Genomic DNA, 16,787 nt, shown 5'->3' on the forward strand with positions numbered 1-16,787 from the left:
GCGGGTGGGAATCTGCGCTGAAGTATGCGCATCGGACCTGCCGTTGGCAATACCTCAGACATTTAAATCGCTCAGCTGGTGCCGCGCTGGTTCCCGATGTCCTACGCTTCGGGGACCAAGCTTTTCGAACCGAGGGGAAACCGATGAGCGAGACCGCCGGCACGCAGGCCGGCCTGCGGGTGCGCCGGGTTCAGGCCGCGTACCGCCAGGTGGCCGACCAGCTCAAGGACCAGATCCTCACCGGGGAGCTGACCGCCGGCGCGCGGCTGCCCAACGAGGCCGAGCTGGCGCGCCTGTTCGGGGTCAGCCGCAGCACCGTCCGCGAAGCGCTGCGGCTGCTCGCGAGCCAGCACCTGGTCGACACCACCCGCGGGGCCACGGGCGGGACGTTCGTGTCGAGCCCGGACGCGCTGAGCGTCGCCGAGAACCTGGGTGGCGCGCTGGGACTGCTGGTGAACGCGCAGGGCATGACCGTGGAGAACCTGCTCGAGGCGCGGCTGATCCTCGAACCGCTTGCCGCGCGGCTGGCGGCTTCGCGGGCCGACGCCGCGGACCTGGAGGCGCTGGCCGGGGCAACGGCGAGCACGTCGGCGCTGGCGCCGTCGAGCGGGTTCGTCGTGCACTGGGACTTCCACACGACGCTGGTCGCGATCACCGGCAACCCGCTGCTGCACCTGATGTGCCGGCCGATCAACGCCGTGCTGCGCGGCCGGCTGCACCGCGACCGCATCCCACGCGACGTGTGGGACCAGGTCGACGCCGACCACGTCGACATCCACCGCGCCGTGGCCGATGGCGACGCCGACGCGGCCGAGCGGCTCACGCGCGAGCACCTGCACAGCCTGCGGCCGTTGTACGAGAAGATGGAAGACTAAACGTCCGACATATGCCTTGCGGTGGCGCGGCAGGCGCTGCACACTGCTGGGCATGCACCCGACCACCACGCTCGCCGGCCGGCTCGGGGAGTTCGCCGCCGGCGTCCAGTTCGAAGACCTGCCCGCCGCCGTCGTCGAGCAGGCGCGCCACCTCGCCCTCGACGCGGTGGGGCTCGCGTTCTGCGCGGCGGACGAACCGTTCGCGCACAAGGCCCGCGAGGCGTTCTCCCTGCTCGGTTCCGGCGACCAGCCCGTGCTCGCCCTTCCCGATCGCCTGCCGGCGCGCGACGCCGCGATGCTGGGCGGGATCCTCGTGCACGGCCACGACTTCGACGACACGCACATCGGCTCGATCGTGCACGTGTCGGCGTCGGCGTTGCCCGCTTCGCTGGCCGCGGCGATCGCGGCCGGGCGGACGACGCGGGAGCTGCTGGTGGCGTACGTGCTGGCGATCGAGGTGAGCGCCCGGGTCGGGCTGGCGGCGCACGGCGGATTCCACGACACGGGTTTCCACCCGACCGGTGTCGCCGGCGCGTTCGGCTCCGCGGTGGCAGCGGCGAAGCTCGGTGGCCTCGACGCCGCCGGGATCGCGGGCGCGCAGGAGGTCGTGGGCTCGATGGCGTCGGGAATCCTGGAGTTCCTGGAGGACGGCGCGTGGACGAAACGCCTGCACCCGGGCTGGGCCGCCGCTTCGGGCCTGACGGCGGCGGCGTTCGCCCGCGCGGGCTGGCCGGGGCCGGGGCGGGTTTACGAAGGCCGCTACGGGCTCTATGCCACGCACCTGGGTGGCCGCTCCTGGGACCCCGACGCGCTGACCGCCGACCTCGGCACCCGCTGGGAACTGCTCACGACGGGCGTGAAGCCGTTCCCGAGCTGCCACTTCAGCCACGGTTTCGCCGACGCGCTGTTGGCCCTGCGCGCCGCGGAGGGTTTCACGGCCGACGACGTCGAGCACATCCGCTGCCTCATCCACCCCACCGCCGCGGCGGCCGTCTTCGAGCCCGCCGAGCGCAAACGCCGCCCGCGCGACCTTTATGACGCGAAGTTCAGCGTGCCGTACATCGCGGGCGCCTGCCTGACCCGTGGCCGTCTCACGCTGGCGGAGTTCACCGACGACTCCCTCGCCGACCCCGCCATCCACGCGGTCGCCGACCGGGTCGACTTCGCGGACGACCCGCAATCGCGCTTCCCGGAGGCCTACTCGGCCGCGGTGGAGGTCACGCTGCGAGACGGCCGCCGGCTGTCCCGGCGCGAGCAGGTGAACCGCGGCCATGCCGAACGGCCACTGTCCGCCGAGGACATCGCGGCCAAGTACGCAGCGAACATGGCCCTGGTCGTCGACGACGCGACTGCCGCGCGGGTTCGCTCCGCCGTGCTGAGCCTCGGCACCGACAACACGACCCCGGCACTGGAGTTCGGGGAGGCCTGCTCGCGCGTCGAGTGACGGTGGATCAGTCCACGCGGGTGACTCGGACGTGGATCTGGTGGTTCTCGTGCCGGTGCCCGAGGACCTCGCCTGTGACGCGAGCCGAAAGAACCGGAAGCTCACCGCCGCCCGGAAGACTGGTGACTTCGGCCAGGGCGAGGGCGCCAGGCACCTCGTCGACCGCGAAAAACACACCGAAGGGCTGACGCGCGACGACCGAGCCCGTGATCCGGGCGCCGACGGGCAGTCGTGTGACAGCGACATCCCAGGTGGCGCGCGCCCGCTCGGCCACGCGGTCTCCGTGCTCAGGCCACGAACAGTCACTCACGAGCACAGTATGAACCGGCGGATCGCGGTGATCGCGTAAGCGCCCTCACCCGGTCGGCAACCGCCTCCGAGATAGTATTGACTGATACTATCTCACTAGATACCAAATGGGCGGGGTCGATGGACGTCTACGAGGCAGTCACGAGCCGACGGGCGGTGCGGGGCTTCACGGACGCGCCGGTCGCGCCGGAAGTGCTTCGGCGCGTCCTCACGGCGGCCGCCGCGGCGCCGTCCGGGTCGAATCTGCAGCCGTGGCGCGTGTATGTGGTGACGGGTGCGCCGCTGGCGGAGCTGAAGAAGCGCGCCGGCGAGCGGATCGCGGCCGGGGATCCGTGGGACGAGGCCCAGTACGAGCAGTACCCGGCCACGTTGAAGTCGCCGTATGCCGAGCGGCGCGCCGCCTTCGGGAAGCAGCGCTACGGCGCGCTCGGCATCTCCCGTGAGGACGTCGAGCTGAGCCAGCGCGCCGCCGCGGCGAACTGGGACTGTTTCGGCGCGCCGGCCGCCCTGTTCTGCTACCTCGACCTCACCATGGGCCGGCCCCAGTGGTCCGACGCCGGGATGTTCCTGCAGACCGTCATGCTGCTGCTGCGCGCCGAAGGCCTGCACAGTTGCCCGCAGATGGCGTGGGCGAAGCTCCACAAGACCGTCGCCGGGATCGTCTCGCCGCCGGCGGACCTCGTCCTGTTCTGCGGCATGTCCATCGGCCACGAGGACACGTCCGTCGACCTCGGCCGCGCGGGGCGGGCGCCGCTCGAGGAGACGGTGACGTTCGTCGAGGGGTGAGCCGCCGCAACAATCACCTTCGCCGTGCGGTGCCACGGCTGCGCGGGTCCGCGACGATGGGGTTCGGAAGAGGCACATCCTCGAGACAGGCGCGAGCCGGATGAGGAGCGACGGTGATGCGGTCACTGAAACGGGCCCTGCCCCGCACAGGACTCACCCTCGTGGTGATCGCGGGCGTCGTGGCCGCGGGCTGTTCGTCCCCGGCCGAGGAGCCACCGGAACCGAATGTCACGGCGGTGGACGGCCCGGTGGCTCAGCAGCTGAAGAGCTCGGTCACCGATGCCGGCGCGGTCGTCCACCTCACCGCGTTGCAGAAGATCGCCGACGAGAACGGCGGCAACCGGGCTTCGCCGGGGCCCGGCTACGACGCGAGCGTCGACTACGTCGTCGGCGCCCTCCGCGGCTCCGGCTACGACGTGGGCACGCCGACCTACGAGGCGTCCAGCCAGCGCGGCCGCGAGCGTGCCACGATGCGCAACGTCGTCACGCAGACCCGCACCGGCGACCCGGACCACGTGGTGGTGATCGGGGCGCACCTGGATTCGGTGCGGGACGGCCCGGGCATCGTCGACAACGGCTCCGGCGTCGCGACGCTGCTGGAGATCGCGAGCCGCCTGGGGCCCTCGGCGCCACTGCGCAACGCGGTCCGGTTCGCGTTCTTCGGCTCCGAAGAGAGTGGTTCCCAAGGCTCGAAATCCTACGTGCGCGGCCTTTCCGCCGACGATCGCGACAAGATCGCGCTCTACCTGAACGTGGACATGGTGGCCTCACCCAATGGTGGTTACTTCGCCCAGGGCGGGGTGGGCGACGACGAGTCCGCCACCGGCCCGTCCGGCTCGGCCACCGTCGCCGCCGTCCTCGCCGGCCAGCTGGCGAAGACGGGAGTGCGGCCGGAGATCGTCGAGTTCGTCGGCGACGACGAAACGGCGTTCGTCGACGCCGACATTCCCTCCGGCGGCGCGGAAAACGGTGACCACAAGGACAAAACCGCGGCGCAGGCCCAGGACTGGGGCGGCGCGGCGGACGAGCGGTACGACCCCTGCTACCACCAGGCCTGCGACGGTCTCGCCAACGTCAACCGCGTGGTCCTGAGCCACTACCTCTCCGCCATCGCCGGGACGGTCGCCCACTTCGCGACCACGGACGCGCCACTCCCCCGCTGAGGGAAGCCGGCCGCGCCGGTGGCGTCGTGGCTGTAATGCATGAGCACTTCGGCCGGTCGGATGTTCACGGCGGTGAACCTCCCCTGGCCGAGTACCGCGCGAACGCGAGCCGGGTCGGCCAGGGAGCCCATCCCCCGCGCCGCGGGCGACGGGCGGCCCAGGTGCGGGTTCAACGCGGAGGCGCCAAGCGCGCAGGCGCCGTCGGGCCGTCAGCGTGCGGCCGCGTGAACGCGGGCCGGCCGCGTGGCCGCAATCCGAAAGCGGCGGCCGGGTCGCTCAAGAACATCACCCCGCCGAGGATGATCGCGAGGTCGAAGGCACGCCCGGGATCCTGGACGGGTGGCCCGATCCTCGGGGTGCTGCGCGCCGCCGCGCTCGCCCGCCCGTTCGCCGGGCGCTGGGATGGCGAGGCTGACCCCGGTTCACCGCGGCCGCCGCGGGCGCGATCACTCGTGACCGGACCGGGGGACCCGCCGCGGCGTGGGCGTCGGCCCGCAGCCGGCGTCCTCTTCGGTCTGCCGGCCCCGACCTGTACCTGGTGTCGGCTTGTCCGGGCCACACGGGGTCGGCGGCGTGAGCTGCCCCTTTGAGGCGGCGCTGTGCGGGTTTGCCGAGACCGGCGGTGTGACCTCGAATGCGTGAACGCGGATCGTGCTTCGCTCACCGATTGTGGTGTGTTTAGGTGGTGCTCCCCGCCGATGGAGTGAAACATGCGTGACTTGGTCGATCTCGCGGATGACGGTGCCGCGGGCGCGGCAACGGAGCCGCCGGTGTTCGTGGACGCGACGGGGCGGCGTCGGAAGATTCTCCGGCGGGTGGCCATCGGCGGCGGGGTCCTGACCATCGGCTACGTCGCGGTTCTGATTGCCGCCTTGCTCGGTGCCCCGGTTCCCTCGCCGCTGCTGATCCCGATCGCGCCGCTCGGACCCGAGCCCACCTACGTCGCGACCACGCCCCCGAACCCACCGGACCAGAGCACCGCGACCGACGACCGCTCGGCATCGGAAACCGGCGGTGACACCACGACGACAAGTGCCGGCGCCGGCCCGGTCGGCACCGAGGAGCGATCCGCGAGCACGACCGCCGCGCAGCTGCCCGCCACCACGGCGTCGAAACCGGTTCCGGGCACCGAGCACCGCAGTACCCACGCACCGGAAACGCCCCCGGGTAAGCCCGATGTCAGCAAGAAGCCGCGGCCCTGATGGCCGCCAGCCGGCACCGGCTCCGGAGACCCGCCCCGGCCCCGCGTGCGCATTGGTTCCTGTTGATCGCGGTGCTGGTGGCCGTCGTCGGGCTGCTCGCGCTGCACGCCGTGGTTCTGGGCGGGTTCCACAGCGACGAGACCGCGCCGCAGTCGACCACGGCGAATGTGCCCGACAGCGTGCGCACTGGTGGCTCGCTGATCGATGCCCGCAACGGCGCGCCGGACGTGCGGCGTCCCGCGGACAAGACACTCGCCCTGACCTTCGACGACGGGCCCGACCCGACCTGGACGCCGGCGATTCTCGCGGTCCTCGATCGTTACCACGTCAAGGCCACCTTCTTCGTCACCGGCGCGCACGCGGCCGAGTACCCGGGGCTGGTGCGAGAAATCGCGGCCCACGGCCACGACATCGGCAACCACACGGCCACGCACGTCGATCTCCGTTCGGAGGGTGACCTGCGCACTCAGCTCGAGCTGCGCTTCACCGATCTCGCCGTGGCCGGTGGGGCCGGGGTGTCCCCGGCGCTGGTTCGCCCGCCGTATTCCGCCACCCCCGCCTCGGTCGACGATCCGGCCTGGCGTTCGATCCAGCGGATCGGCGCCGCCGGCAAGATCGCCGTGCTCTCCGACACCGACTCCGAAGACTGGCAACGGCCGGGCGTCGCGGCGATCGTCGCGAACTCGATGCCGAAGGACGATCGGGGAACCGTCCTGCTCATGCACGACGCGGGCGGCGACCGTTCCCAGACCGTGGCGGCGCTGGACCGGCTGATCCCGGCGTTGCAGGCCCAGGGCTGGCGACTGGGCACGGTGAGCGACGCGGTCGGCCTCGCCTCGGCCGGTGCCCCCGCCGGTTTCGGCCAAATAGCGGCCGGCTGGCTGCTGATCGGGGCCGTGCAGACCAGCAACGTGGTCGCCGATCTGCTGGCCGCGCTGCTGATCGTCGCCAGTGTGCTCGCGGGACTGCGCACCGTGGTCATGCTGATCACGACCGCGGTGCACGTCCGGCGGCGGCGGTCGGCGAAACTCGGCGCCGTCACCGCACCGGCCACCGTCATCATCCCCGCCTACAACGAGCGGGCCGGGATCGAAGCCACGATCCGCTCGGTGCTCGCCTCGGATCATCGGGTCGCGGTGATCGTGGTCGACGACGGCTCGACCGACGGCACCGCCGAGCTGGTGGAGAGGTACGTCTCCCGGCGCGTCCAGCTGATCCGGCAGGCGAACGCGGGGAAGGCCGCGGCGCTCAACACCGGGATCGCCGCGGCGCGCACGGAATTGGTGGTGCTCGTCGACGGCGACACGGTGCTGGAACCCGGCACGGTACGCACGCTGGTCCAGCACTTCGCCGACCCCGGGATCGGGGCGGTGTCGGGCAACGCGAAGGTCGGCAATCGCCGCAGCCTGCTCGGGCAGTGGCAGCACATCGAGTACGTCATCGGGTTCAACCTGGATCGGCGGCTTTACGACGTGCTGGAGTGCATGCCGACGGTTCCCGGGGCCATCGGCGCGTTTCGCCGGTCCGCGGTGCTGCGGCTCGGCGGCATTCCCCTCGACACACTGGCCGAGGACACCGACCTGACCATGGCCATGGAACGCGCCGGCTGGCGCGTCGTCTACGAGCAGGAAGCGCGGGCCTGGACCGAGGCACCGGCCACGCTCGGGCAGCTGTGGAAGCAGCGGTACCGGTGGTGCTACGGGACTTTGCAGGCGGTGTGGAAGCACCGCCGCGCGGTGCTCGAACGAGGTGCCGCCGGCCGCCTGGGCCGGCGAGGGCTGCCGTATCTGCTGCTGTTCCAGGTGCTGCTGCCGGTACTGGCGCCTTTGGTGGATGCCGCGGCGATCTTCGGAATCCTCACCTCCGACTGGGTCACCGTCGCCGGGTACTGGCTGGTTTTCCTTGCGCTGCAGGCGATTCCCGCGATGATCGCGTTCCGGCTCGACGGTGAGCGCGTGCGTTCGCTGCTGTTGCTGCCGTTGCAGCAGTTCGTGTACCGGCAGTTGATGTACCTCGTCGTCGTGCAGTCGGTGGTGACCGCACTCGCCGGGGCACCGCTGCCCTGGCACAAGCTGCACCGCACGGGCCTCACCCTCGACGCGGCGAATCCTTCCGGCCGCGATGCCGGCCGCTGACGGTCCGCGCCGCGACGCGGACAGCCGCTCGACGAGGGGTAGATTTATCAATCTGGGTTGATGTATTTTCGGGTGGTGTTGTCGTCTGACGGCCTCCCGGCGTTCGTGCGGTTGCTGGCCGATCCGGTGCGCTGGCGGCTGGCGCGCGAGCTGGCCGGCAGCGATCGGCGCGTGCGGGAACTGGTGGCGGCGGTCGGGCAGCCGCAGAACCTCGTGTCGTACCACCTGCGGCAGTTGCGGTCGGCGGGGCTGGTGACCGCGCGGCGGAGCAGTTTCGACGGACGCGACAGCTACTACCACCTGGACCTGGCGCGGTGCGCGGACGCGTGGGCCGAGGCCGGGGCGGCATTGCACCCGGGGATCGGACCGTCGGGCGGCTTCGGTCCCCACCGCTCGCGGCGCGCGAGGGTGTTGTTCCTGTGCACGGGCAACAGCGGGCGTTCCCCGTTGGCGGAGGCGCTGCTGCGGCACCGTTCGCGGGGCGCGGTGGAGGTGGCCAGTGCCGGCAGTCACCCGAAACCGTTGCACGCCAACGCGGTGCGCGTGGCCGCGGAGTACGGCCTCACACTGGAGCACGAGCCGACCCACCTGGATTCCGTGCGCGGCAGGCGGTTCGACTGGGTGATCAGTCTGTGTGATCGGGTCCGCGAGGTCCGCCCGGAGTTCCCCGGGCGGCCGGTGACGATCCACTGGAGCCTGCCCGATCCGGCCGGTGAGCCCGATCCCGGCGGGGACACCCTGCCCGCGTTCCAGCGCACTGCCGCGGAGCTGGACACCCGCATCCGGTTCCTGCCGCTGTCCCTCACCGATGCCGAGGAGAGCCGACCATGAGTACCGACCTGGAAACCCTGGTGAGCGTGCGCTACCTCGTCGACGACGTCGACGCCGCGATCGCCTTCTACACCACTCACCTCGGGTTCACCGTGCGGACGCACTTCGCCCCGGCGTTCGCCGACGTGACCCGCGGGAACCTGCGGCTGCTGCTGAGTGGCCCCACGAGTTCGGCCGGGAGGGCGATGCCGGACGGCACGAAACCCGGCCCGGGTGGCTGGAACCGCATCCACCTCATCGTCGAGGACATCGACGCCGAGGTGACGCGGCTGCGCGCGGCGGGTGTCGAGTTCCGCAGTGAGGTCGTCACCGGCCCCGGAGGGCACCAGATCGTGCTGGACGACCCCGCGGGAAACCCGGTCGAGTTGTTCCAGCCACGAGGCTGATCGCCCCGATTCTCCCGAGGCGAGCCACGCACCACGGCCGCCGGCAACCCGCCCGCGCTCGCGCGGCGGCCGACGCAACCGCAGGGCCGGCGAGGGCCGAAACCGTCCTGGCAGGTGCTTCGGGCCTCATCTGAAGTCCCTCGACTTCCCGGCCAGCCCCTTCAGGTCCAGGGCCGCCAGGTGGTCCGCCACCACCGAGACGGTGCCCTGGCCCACCTGGGCGATGCCGCGCACCAGGATCACCGAGTGGTTCTGCAGCAGGCGGCGGTTGCGGCGCCACACGCCGACGGACACGATGACGTTGATCATGCCCGTTTCGTCTTCCACGTTGAGGAACGTGATGCCCCCGGCGGTGGCGGGGCGTTGCTTGTGGGTGACGGCGCCGCCGACGCGGATGCGGGTGCCGTCGGGGACCGACAGGAGCGAGGCGGCCGGGAGGGCACCCAGGGCGTCGAGGTGGGTGCGCAGGAACGAGACGGGGTGGCGGTCCGGCGTGATACCCGTGGCCCACAGGTCGGCGGTCGCCAGTTCGAACGCCGTCATGCCGGGCAGCGGGGGCGCGTGGTGGCCGAGCGACAGGCCGGGCAGGTGGTCGGGCCGCGTGGCCGACGCAGGGCCGGCGGCCCACAGCGCCGAGCGGCGGTCGCCGAAAACGCCTGCCGTGGCGAGGGATTCGACGACCGGGCGGGCGAGCTGGACGCGTTCGGTCAGGTCGCCGATGGAGGCGAAGGGGCCGCCGGCGTCGCGCTCGGCGACGACGCGGTCGGCCACGTCCTGGCCCACCGAGCGGATGCCGGCGAGCCCCAGGCGGATCGCGACACCGCCGGTACTGTCCGGACAGGACTCCAGCGTCGCGTGCGACAGGGAGAGGTTGAGGTCCGGCGAGCGCGTGACGACGCCGTGGTGGCGCGCGTCGGCGACGAGCGACTGCGGGCTGTAGAAGCCCATGGGCTGCGCGCGCAGCAGGCCGGCGCAGAAAGCGGCCGGGTAGTAGCGCTTGAACCACGCCGACGCGTACACGAGCAGCGCGAACGACATCGAGTGCGCCTCGGGGAAACCGTAGCCGGAGAAGGCGTGGATCTGTTCGAAGATCCGGGCGATGAGGTCGGCCGGCAAGCCGTTGGCCGCGGCGCCCTCGAAGAAGCGGCCCGCCAGCCGCCGCATCTTCTCGCTGGAGCGCTTGGCCCCCATGGCCCGGCGCAGCTGGTCGGCCTCGGCCGCGGTGAACGACGCGACGTCGCGCGCCATCTGCATCACCTGTTCCTGGAACAGGGGCACGCCGAGGGTCCGCTCCAAAGCGGGCGCCAGCAACGGGTGCGCGTGCGACCACTCCTCCTCGCCGCGACGGCGGCGGATGTACGGGTGCACCGACCCGCCCTGGATCGGCCCCGGCCGGATGAGCGCGACCTCCACCACGAGGTCGTAGAACTTCCTCGGCCGCAGGCGGGGCAGCGTGCCGAGCTGCGCGCGGGACTCCACTTGGAACACCCCGACCGCGTCGGCCTCGCACAGCATGTCGTACACGGCCGGGTCGGCGAGGTCGAGGTCGTGCAGTCCGATGTGGACGTCGTGGTGCTCGGCGACGAGGTCGATCATGTAGTGCAGCGCGGACAGCATGCCGAGGCCCAGCAGGTCGAACTTCGTGAGCCCGATCGCGGCGCAGTCGTCCTTGTCCCACTGCAGCACGCTGCGGTCGGCCGCCGTCGCCCACTCCACCGGCACGATCTCCGACACCGGCGTCTTCGCGATCACCATCCCGCCCGAGTGCACGCCGAGGTGCCGCGGCGTGTCCTCCAGCCAGGCGGCGCACTCCAGCACGTCGTCGGGGATCTCGTGGCCCTGCTCCCCCGGTGTCGAGCCGCTGGCGACCGACGACCACCGGTCCACCCGCTTGCCGAACGCGTCCTGCTGGCCGGTGGAGTACCCGAGCGCCTTGGCGGCGTCGCGGATGGCGGAACGCGAACGATAAGTGATGACATTCGCCACCTGCGCCGCGTGAAAACGACCATGTTTCGCGTAGACGTACTGGATCACCTCCTCGCGCCGGTCGGACTCGATGTCGACGTCGATGTCCGGCGGGCCGTCGCGTTCGGGGGCGAGGAAACGTTCGAACAGCAACCCCCACTTCACGGGGTCGGCGTGGCTGATCCGCAACGCGAAGCACACCGCGGAGTTCGCGGCCGAACCCCGGCCCTGGGCGAGGATGTTCGTTTCCCGGCAGAATCTGACAATGTCCCACACCACGAGGAAGTAACCGGGGAACCCGAGCTGCCGGATCACCGCGAGCTCGTGGTCGAGCTGGGCGTAGGCCTCGGGATTGTCCGCGCGGCCACCATAGCGCGCGGCGGCACCTTCGAACGTCAGGTGGCGCAGGTAGTCGTCCTCGTCGGCGAACCCCGCGGGCACGGCGAACGGCGGCAGTTCAGGGGCCACCAGGGCGAGGTCGAACGCGCACTCCACCCCCAGCAGCGCGGCCCGCTGCACCGCGCCCGGGTACCGCGCGAAGCGGCCGGCCTGTTCCGCGCCGCTGCGCAGGAACGCCGTGCCGTCGGCGGGCAGCCAGCCCTCCAGCTCGTCGACGGAGCGGCGCGCCCGGATCGCCGCGACGGCCGCCGCGTGGCGCGCCTGCTCGGGGCGCGCGTAGTGGACGTTGTTCGACGCCACCGTCGGCAGCCGCAGGTCCTTGGCCAGCGCGGCCAGGCGGTCGTTGTGGACGGCGTCGAGGGGCAGGCCCTCCTCCAGCAGCTCGACGGCCACGTTCTCCCGGCCGAACCGCTCGGCGAGCGTCCGCAGCGCCACGGCCGCGCCCGCGTCGTCACCCCGCGCGAGCGCGCCGCGGACCGCGCCCTTGCGGCAGCCGCTGAGCACGAGGACGTGGCCATGCAGCTCGTCGGCGACGTCGTCGAGCGTGAGCACCGGCCGGCCCTTCTCCCCCGCCAGCTGCCCGCGCGAGATGACCGAGCACAGGCGCCCGTATCCCTTGATGTCGCGCGCGATCACCTGCAGGTGCGTGCCGACGGGATCGGCCACCCCGCCCTGCGGCGCCGGCAGGCCGAGCGACAGCTCCGCCCCGTACCCCGTGCGCACCCCGATCTCACGCGCGGCCTCGGCGAACCGGACGGCGCCGTACATCCCGTCGCGATCGGTGAGCACCAGCGCGTCGAGCCCCAGCCGCACCGCCTCCTCGACGAGCGCCTCCGGCGACGCGACGCCGTCGAGGAACGAGAAGTACGAATGCAGGTGCAGCTCCGCGTATGGCACCCGCGGCCCGTCCACCTCCACGTCCGCCCACGGCCGCAACCGCTCGGGCGCCCGGTACCCCTCCCGCTTGCGCGACCACGCCGGCGAGTCCCCGCCGTCGCCCCGCACGGGCGCCCGTCCCGCCGCGATCCGCTCCAGCTCCGACCACCGCATGAGGGGGTTGTTGAAGCCGCCTCGCCGGTGCTGCTGGTCCTGCTGGTCCACCGCACTGTCCTCACTCGCGTGAAACCGCCGCGGGGAGACAGCGTGTCCGGACCCGAACCCGGGATGGGAACAGGTGTTCGAACAGCACCATACCTCGACTCGTGGCGAGGACCGGTCCCCCGGTGCCGCTTCGAGGCCCTCGGGCGAGCGGGCGGACCAGCACCGTCAGCAGCCGGTCCAGTTCCGCGGCCGGGTCGGCCGCGAAGCCGGTGTGGACGGGGCCCGCGCGGACGACCGTGCTGCGGGGTGCCGTGAGCCAGCGGAAGTGGCGGCCCGCGTCGGGGGCGTCGGCGCAGCCGGCCGCGATGGCGGCGAGCAGGGCGCGCACGGTGTCCGCGTCGGCGGTGGGATCGGGGGCGTGCAGGCGCCGGGCGTCGAGGTCGACGGCGGCGGCGAGGAACTTGCGCGCGCGGCAGTAGAGGAGCACGCCGCCGTTCATGGACTCCTCGCGGTCGGCCCGGGGGACGACGCGAAGAGCCGCGTATTCGTACTCGTCGCTCACGGGCGAGCCGCCAGGTCTGCCACGCGCGCCGCTTCGCGCAGCGGCGGGAGCCACGCGTCGCGGGCGCGCAGCCGGTGCGACAGCTGGGTCACGTACGCCTCCCGAAGCTCCGCGGCGCTGCCGAACCCCGGTTCCGGGACGAGCCAGGCGTCGGGCACCGCGGCGGTGACCGCGCGCAGCGCGTCCTCGTCCAGCAACGGAGCCAGTGCCGCGTCAGCCGCGTCCACATCGGAGGCGAACCCGAGCAGCACGTGCTCGCTCGCAACGTACGGCCGTGTCGGATAGGCACTCGCGCCCGCCCAGTTGTGGTGAACGTGAGCGCAGCGCTGTGGTCGATGAGCACGGGTTCGCGGTGCCACCACAGCAGGTTCGGGTTGTGCCACGACCGGTCGACGTTGTTGACCAGCGCATCGAACCACAGCACCCGGCTCACGAACTCCGCGTCGACCGGGAACGCGCGCACCGAGTAGTCGAACGCGCCCGGCAGGAAGTCGACGCCGAGGTTCGGCCCGGTGCTCGCGCGCAGCAGCTCCTGCACCTCCTGGTCACCTTCGAGCCGGCCGAACGCCGCGTCCAGCTCGGCCTCGACCAGCCGCGGCACCGGCAGCCCGAGCAGCCCGGCGATCCCGGCGCACAGCACCTCGGCCACCAGCACCTTCGGCCCCTGCCCGGCGCCGCGGAACTTGACCACGTAGGTGCCCTCGTCGTCGGCCTCCATCAGGCCGGGCAGCGAGCCGCCCTCCCGGAACGGCGAGACGTAGCGTGTGAGCCGCACCCGCTCGATCATGCGTCCTCCTCACGGACCGCGTAGCCCAGCACCCGCTCGCCGAGCAGGTCTTCGACGGTGTCCAGCAGCTCCTCGACCACACCGGCGATGGCGTCGGGCGCCTCACCCGCCACGGTGCGCGCGCCGATCTCCCCGAACACGAGTGAGTGCAGCCAGCCGATCTGGCTCGCGACCAGCCGCGGCACCGGATCCCCCGCCGCCGCGCCGGTCTCCGCCGCGAGCAGGACGGCGAGCTCGTCGACCATCTGCCCCGCGAGGTCCCCGAGCCGCGCGGCCAGCGACGGCGTCGCCAGCATCAGCGCCAGCACGCGCCCGAACCCGGGTGTGAGCCCCACAGTCCGCTCCCGGGCGCGGACCTCTTCCCGCAGGCGCGCGAGCACCGCGCGGGCGGCGGACTGGCCGGCCGCGCGCTCGGCCACGATGTCGGCCAGCCGCTTCGGCGACGCCTCGTCCGGCGGCAGCACGAGGTCTTCCTTGGTGCGGAAGTAGTTGTAGACGGTGCCTTCCGAGACGTCGGCTGCCTCGGCCACCTCGGCGATCGTCACCTCGCCGAAGCCGCGCTCGACGAACAGCCCGATCGCGACGTCGGAGATCCGGCGCGCGGTCTGCTGCTTCTTGCGTTCCCTCAGTCCGGCCACGCGTCAGATTATGGCACGCTCCAAATTTGGAGTCGACTTTAATATCAACTCACGCGAGGCAGGCCACAGAACCGGCCCGCGCGGCCAGCACCTCGGCTACAGTCCGCCCCGGAACTGAAGCCATCACTACACCCGACCGCGAGGAGACCGAGCATGCCCCAGCTCCAGGTGATCGCCCGCTACACCGTGTCCGCCGGCAAGGAGGACCAGGTCGCCGCGCTGGTGCCGCAGCTGGCGGAGGCGGCGCGCACCGAGCCGGGCAACCTGGCGTTCGACGTCTACCGCTCGTTCGACGACCCGCGATCGGTGGTGCTGCTGGAGCGCTACGTCTCGCGGGAGGCGTTCGCCGAGCACCGCGAGACGGAGCACTTCAAGCGGCTCGTCCTCGACGGCATCGTGCCCCTGCTGGACGACCGGGCCGTGGAGCTCTTCGACGTCGCCGAGTAAGTCCACAGTGGACCGCGAGGGCCCACCGCGGACACAGCGTCACTCCTCGGTCGTCGCGTAGCGACCCTGCACCGCTTCGGCCGCCCGGTGCCGGTCGGCGTCGGACCACTCGCCCAGCTCGTAGCCGTGCCACGGTTCGGCCAGCGACAGCTCCGGCAGGCCGAGCTCCTGCCACAGGTCCTGCGCGCGGTCCATGAACTCCTTGGCCGGCAACGAGGTCGGCGGGTACGGGCGCTTGCGCGTGGCGTCGATCAGCAGCGCCGAGGACAGGCTGCCGTCCTCCGCGGCCGACGGGTCGAGGCGCGGCAGCTTGCCCGGCAGCACGGTGACGTCGCGCGCCGGCTGCATGCGGAAGCTCATCGCCCACACCACGGCGCTGAGGTCCTCGGGGTCGACGTCGTCGTCCACGGCGATGATCGTCTTGCCCATCGACGCCTCGTACCCGGACGCGGCGTACAGCGCCTGTCGCGCCTGGCCGGGCGTCGGGTTCTTCAGCTGGATGACGAAGAACATGTTGCACGTGCCGCTCTCGTGCGTGACGAAGCGCTGCACCGCGTTGATGTTGCACGCCTGCTTCAGGAACCGCAGGTACACGTTCTCGAACGCGATCTTGCGCATCAGCGTCGACTCGCTCGGCGGGAACTCGCTGATGAACGCCTGCACGACCGGTGTCGTGCGGTGGGTGATGCAGCGGACGCGGAACACCGGCGACGTCGTCTGCGGGCCCATGTAGCCGCTCGCCTCACCGAAGGGACCCTCCGGCTCCAAGTGCTCCGGGTCGATCTCGCCCTCGAGCACGATCTCCGCGTGCGCGGGCACCTCGAGGTCCACGGTCTCGCAGCGCACCACCTCCAGCGGGCGGCCCATCAGGCCGCCGGCCACGGCGTACTCGCTCACGCCGAACGGGATCTTCTGCGCCCCGGCGAACCCGACCGCGGGCACCGCGCCGAGCACGATCGCGGCCTCGAGCTTCTTGCCGAGGCGCCGCGCCTTGGCGAGGTGGATCGCGATGTGCTGCGTGGGGGTGTCCATCTGCAGCCCGATCCGGTCCGGGCCCTTGACCATGCCGCGGTAGATGCCGACGTTGTAGGTGCCGTCCTCCGGGTCCTTCGTGACCCAGTACGGCGCGGTGAGGAACGGCGCCGGGTCGAAGCCGGGCGTCGAGATCGGGTGCGGGAACCCGTCGACGCCCCCGGCGTCCAGGAGGGACTGTCCCGTGAGGACGTTCTCCTTGCACGGCCCGCTCTCGACCACCACCGGCTCCACGGGGTTCGCGAGCGCCGCGGCCCAGCGCCCGGCCACCTCGTCGGGCTTCGCGGCCAGCGCCGTGGTGTAGACGGCGCGCGAGGACGCGAACGCCCCCATCACCACGGTGCCGTCGTAGCGCCGCCCGGACCCGTCGGTCACGTTCTCGAAGAGGAACGCCTTGCGCTCGGCCTCCGGCAGCCCGCGGAACTGCAGGCGCACCAACGGAACCAGCTCGGTGTCCTTGTCGACGGGCCGGGTCACGCGCACCAGCAGCCCGCGGCGGTCGAGCTCGGCCAGGTACTCCCGGAGGTCACCGTAGGGGTAGTCGTTCACGGCTGTCGGTTCCTCTTTCGTCGACGGGAAGAACTCACGGACTCCTTGTTACGGAGGCCGTTAACAAACGCGTTCCGCACCACGGAGCCACCAGGGCCCGGACACGGCACGATCACGATTCTCCTTGCCAGGAAGGATTTCCGCGCCGGTGAGAGTCCACATCGCCTTGACCGCTCCCGTAGTTCGCCGTTGACACATCCCTGGGCGCGACCTATCGTCTCCCGCATCATTTACGG

The 16,787-nt window shown here is 71.8% G+C and carries 15 protein-coding genes; 9 read left to right on the forward strand and 6 right to left on the reverse strand.

Features of this window, described 5'->3' with window-relative positions; translation table 11 throughout:
* The first annotated feature begins 143 nt into the window (after window positions 1-143).
* Complete coding sequence (locus tag AB0K15_RS06200; protein ID WP_364046150.1) at window positions 144-875, forward strand: FCD domain-containing protein; 732 nt, start codon at window positions 144-146, stop codon at window positions 873-875.
* A 52-nt stretch (window positions 876-927) separates the two neighbouring features.
* Entirely contained in the window at window positions 928-2,319 is a 1,392-nt protein-coding gene (locus AB0K15_RS06205; RefSeq protein ID WP_364046152.1) for an MmgE/PrpD family protein, read from the forward strand.
* A 7-nt stretch (window positions 2,320-2,326) separates the two neighbouring features.
* Here the strand turns inward: AB0K15_RS06205 and AB0K15_RS06210 are convergent, their stop codons facing one another.
* A complete protein-coding gene (locus AB0K15_RS06210) occupies window positions 2,327-2,593 on the reverse strand; it encodes a hypothetical protein (RefSeq protein WP_364046154.1) in 267 nt (88 codons plus the stop codon).
* A gap of 155 nt (window positions 2,594-2,748) precedes the next feature.
* Here AB0K15_RS06210 and AB0K15_RS06215 point away from each other — a divergent pair, with 155 nt between their 5' ends.
* From AB0K15_RS06215 to AB0K15_RS06240, 6 genes are all read left to right on the forward strand, one after another.
* On the forward strand, window positions 2,749-3,414 hold the full coding sequence (locus AB0K15_RS06215; protein ID WP_364046156.1) for a nitroreductase: 666 nt from the start codon (window positions 2,749-2,751) through the stop codon (window positions 3,412-3,414).
* Window positions 3,415-3,530: 116 nt separating this feature from the next.
* Window positions 3,531-4,577: a M20/M25/M40 family metallo-hydrolase gene (locus AB0K15_RS06220; protein ID WP_364046158.1), complete on the forward strand. Its 1,047-nt coding sequence runs from the start codon at window positions 3,531-3,533 to the stop codon at window positions 4,575-4,577.
* A gap of 719 nt (window positions 4,578-5,296) precedes the next feature.
* A complete protein-coding gene (locus tag AB0K15_RS06225) occupies window positions 5,297-5,779 on the forward strand; it encodes a hypothetical protein (RefSeq protein WP_364046160.1) in 483 nt (160 codons plus the stop codon).
* 71 nt (window positions 5,780-5,850) lie between these two features.
* A complete protein-coding gene (locus tag AB0K15_RS06230; protein WP_364046669.1) occupies window positions 5,851-7,914 on the forward strand; it encodes a bifunctional polysaccharide deacetylase/glycosyltransferase family 2 protein in 2,064 nt (687 codons plus the stop codon).
* A gap of 78 nt (window positions 7,915-7,992) precedes the next feature.
* A complete protein-coding gene (locus AB0K15_RS06235; RefSeq protein ID WP_364046672.1) occupies window positions 7,993-8,745 on the forward strand; it encodes a metalloregulator ArsR/SmtB family transcription factor in 753 nt (250 codons plus the stop codon).
* Window positions 8,742-9,131 (forward strand): VOC family protein, encoded by a 390-nt coding sequence (locus AB0K15_RS06240; RefSeq protein ID WP_364046162.1) that lies wholly within the window; start codon window positions 8,742-8,744, stop codon window positions 9,129-9,131. Before AB0K15_RS06235 ends, AB0K15_RS06240 begins: the two co-directional genes overlap by 4 nt.
* 126 nt (window positions 9,132-9,257) lie before the next feature.
* Here the strand turns inward: AB0K15_RS06240 and AB0K15_RS06245 are convergent, their stop codons facing one another.
* The 4 genes from AB0K15_RS06245 to AB0K15_RS06260 all read right to left on the reverse strand — a co-directional run bounded on the left by AB0K15_RS06245 (window position 9,258) and on the right by AB0K15_RS06260 (window position 14,523).
* Complete coding sequence (locus AB0K15_RS06245) at window positions 9,258-12,545, reverse strand: error-prone DNA polymerase (RefSeq protein ID WP_364046675.1); 3,288 nt, start codon at window positions 12,543-12,545, stop codon at window positions 9,258-9,260.
* 61 nt (window positions 12,546-12,606) lie between these two features.
* Complete coding sequence (locus AB0K15_RS06250) at window positions 12,607-13,098, reverse strand: DUF3037 domain-containing protein (protein ID WP_364046163.1); 492 nt, start codon at window positions 13,096-13,098, stop codon at window positions 12,607-12,609.
* Between the two features lie 88 nt (window positions 13,099-13,186).
* Window positions 13,187-13,885, reverse strand: a complete 699-nt coding sequence (locus tag AB0K15_RS06255; RefSeq protein ID WP_364046165.1) for a HipA family kinase — start codon at window positions 13,883-13,885, stop codon at window positions 13,187-13,189.
* Window positions 13,882-14,523, reverse strand: a complete 642-nt coding sequence (locus AB0K15_RS06260) for a helix-turn-helix domain-containing protein (RefSeq protein ID WP_364046167.1) — start codon at window positions 14,521-14,523, stop codon at window positions 13,882-13,884. The genes AB0K15_RS06255 and AB0K15_RS06260 overlap by 4 nt, the downstream gene beginning before the upstream one ends.
* A gap of 153 nt (window positions 14,524-14,676) precedes the next feature.
* Between AB0K15_RS06260 and AB0K15_RS06265 the strand changes: the two genes are divergently transcribed.
* The gene (locus AB0K15_RS06265) at window positions 14,677-14,970 is read left to right on the forward strand and encodes a putative quinol monooxygenase (protein ID WP_364046169.1); all 294 of its coding nucleotides are present in this window, start codon (window positions 14,677-14,679) and stop codon (window positions 14,968-14,970) included.
* Window positions 14,971-15,009: 39 nt separating this feature from the next.
* On the opposite strand, the gene AB0K15_RS06270 is transcribed toward AB0K15_RS06265, so the two are convergent.
* Window positions 15,010-16,551, reverse strand: coding sequence for a UbiD family decarboxylase (locus AB0K15_RS06270; RefSeq protein WP_364046171.1), 1,542 nt, complete (start codon window positions 16,549-16,551; stop codon window positions 15,010-15,012).
* Between the last annotated feature and the right edge of the window lie 236 nt (window positions 16,552-16,787).

The sequence above is a fragment of the Amycolatopsis sp. NPDC049253 genome (assembly GCF_040678995.1).
GTDB lineage: Bacteria > Actinomycetota > Actinomycetes > Mycobacteriales > Pseudonocardiaceae > Amycolatopsis.

What these genes read in the sequence shown, in the direction of transcription:
- AB0K15_RS06200 (WP_364046150.1), top strand. Translation starts at nt 144, where the DNA reads ATGAGCGAGACCGCCGGCACGCAGGCCGGCCTGCGGGTGCGCCGGGTT.
- AB0K15_RS06205 (WP_364046152.1), top strand. Translation starts at nt 928, where the DNA reads ATGCACCCGACCACCACGCTCGCCGGCCGGCTCGGGGAGTTCGCCGCC.
- AB0K15_RS06215 (WP_364046156.1), top strand. Translation starts at nt 2,749, where the DNA reads ATGGACGTCTACGAGGCAGTCACGAGCCGACGGGCGGTGCGGGGCTTC.
- AB0K15_RS06220 (WP_364046158.1), top strand. Translation starts at nt 3,531, where the DNA reads ATGCGGTCACTGAAACGGGCCCTGCCCCGCACAGGACTCACCCTCGTG.
- AB0K15_RS06240 (WP_364046162.1), top strand. Translation starts at nt 8,742, where the DNA reads ATGAGTACCGACCTGGAAACCCTGGTGAGCGTGCGCTACCTCGTCGAC.
- AB0K15_RS06245 (WP_364046675.1), bottom strand. Translation starts at nt 12,545, where the DNA reads ATGCGGTGGTCGGAGCTGGAGCGGATCGCGGCGGGACGGGCGCCCGTG.
- AB0K15_RS06255 (WP_364046165.1), bottom strand. Translation starts at nt 13,885, where the DNA reads ATGATCGAGCGGGTGCGGCTCACACGCTACGTCTCGCCGTTCCGGGAG.
- AB0K15_RS06265 (WP_364046169.1), top strand. Translation starts at nt 14,677, where the DNA reads ATGCCCCAGCTCCAGGTGATCGCCCGCTACACCGTGTCCGCCGGCAAG.